Source organism: Clostridioides sp. ZZV15-6388, assembly GCF_020657755.1.
GTDB lineage: Bacteria > Bacillota > Clostridia > Peptostreptococcales > Peptostreptococcaceae > Clostridioides.
The window spans coordinates 1-1997 of the sequence record NZ_JAGWCU010000069.1 but is presented as its reverse complement, the minus strand read 5'-3'; the positions used below and the strand labels follow the sequence as shown (position 1 = coordinate 1997).

General features: G+C 27.9%; 1 protein-coding gene. It reads left to right on the top strand.

The annotated features are described in order from the left end of the window. Window positions 1-428: 428 nt before the first annotated feature. Window positions 429-1724, top strand: a complete 1296-nt coding sequence (gene brnQ / locus KGF48_RS19720; RefSeq protein ID WP_227841101.1) for a branched-chain amino acid transport system II carrier protein — start codon at window positions 429-431, stop codon at window positions 1722-1724. The last annotated feature ends 273 nt before the right edge of the window (window positions 1725-1997 follow it).

Genomic DNA, 1997 nt, shown 5'->3' with positions numbered 1-1997 from the left:
ATATAATAAACACAAAATATTTAAATATTTAAAATTTAAATTGAACTTAAAAGATTATACACAAATAAAAAGGAGAGTGATGCATACATTAATATTGTCTATAAAGCAATATAAATTGGAACAATGCAAATAATTCGAAAAGTCATACAATTAAGATGATTTAAAAGTTTTAATTTTGTCAAGAAAAATTAAATAAAAATAAAAAAAACATCTATGTTTAAAGTATACATGTTAATTTTATTTAATTAAGAAAGTTGTACTAAATATTGCGAAGATTTTATAAATTATGAAACATAATTGACAAGTTTAAGTCAAAAATGTATAATTAAATAAAATCTCGTCAAAAGGTTTTCATTTAAGAAGAGATTGGACTTATTTTTTGGTAAAATGTAATAAAAAGTAGTAAAATTCAAATGGGGGTGCTTTAAATGGGTGAGAAACAAATCAAGTTTAAAGATGTAATTGTAATTGGATTTGCACTATTTGCAATGTTTTTTGGTGCTGGGAACTTAATATTCCCTCCATATCTAGGAGTTTTATCCGGAAGTAGCTGGCTAGTAGCTTTCATAGGATTCCTTTTCGCAGATGGTGGTTTGGCATTATTAGCAGTTATAGCAGCAACTAAGTTCAATGGAGACACATCAAAAATGTTTTCAAGAGCTGGTAAAGGATTAAGTATTGTACTAGGATGTGCAATGGTAATCTGTATAGGGCCACTTTTGGCAATACCTAGAACAGCAGCAACAACTTATGAAATGGGTATACTACCTACAATAGGTTCAGGAATAAGCCCAGTAATATTCTCTATAGTATTCTTTGCTATAGTATTGATTTTAACAATAAGACCATCAAAAGTTGTAGATATAGTTGGATCAATTTTAACTCCAGCTTTACTTATAGCTTTAGCAGTATTGATAGTTAAAGGTATTGTATCTCCATTAGGAGACATAAGAGATGCTTCTTTAATACAAAATGTGTTTTCAGAAGGTATAACTCAAGGATATCAAACAATGGATGCATTGGCAGCTAGTGTATTTGCATCAATTATAATCATGTCAGTAATATCTAAAGGATATACAGGTGAAAAAGAAAAGATGAAAGCTACAGTAAGTGCAGGTGTTATAGCGGTAATAGGTATGGCACTAGTTTATGGTGGATTATGTTACCTTGGAGCAACTGTATCTGAAATATATGGACAAGATGTTCAACAAACAGCTTTAATAGTTTCAATAACAGCAGCATTACTTGGAAATACAGGTAAGATTCTATTGGCTATTATAGTTGCATTAGCATGTTTAACAACAGCTATAGGTCTTTCTTCAGCAGCAGGTCAGTATTTCTCAACACTTACAAATGGAAAATTAAAATATGAGCATATAGTTATAGCAGTTTGTGTATTTAGTGCAATCATATCAAACTTTGGAGTAAGTACAATAATAAAATTCTCTTCTCCTATATTAAGTATGGTATATCCAGCAACTATAACTCTAGTTATACTAGCATTATTTAGTAATCAAATTAAAAATGACAACGTATTCAAATGCGCTGCATATATGGCATTGTTAGTAAGTGTATTAACAGTTGCAACAAGCTTTGGTGTAAATATTCCTCTAGTTAATAGCTTACCATTAGCTTCATTAGGATTTAACTGGGTAGTTCCAGTTTTAATAGCAGGAATAATAGGAAACTTTATTCCATCTCAAAGTAGTAAAGCTGTACAATAATAAAGAATAATTAATACATATAGGAATTGCCTTAAAGTGATTAAAATCATTTAGGAGGCAATTCCTTTTTGATATGTAAAACTTTATATGTAAATGAATATAAAATACAGTAGATTAAAGATAGATTATTGTTAGGTTGAACTTTGTTATATATATTTACAAATAATATTTATGATATGTAAAATATAAAGAATTTATTATTAATTTTAATGGTAAATAATGGAGTAAAAAATGATAAAATTTATAAAAAAATAAAGTATATAAGAGTATAAT

Bases quoted from the DNA above. Each gene is read 5' to 3' on its own strand.
- brnQ (WP_227841101.1), top strand. From the start codon at position 429: ATGGGTGAGAAACAAATCAAGTTTAAAGATGTAATTGTAATTGGATTT.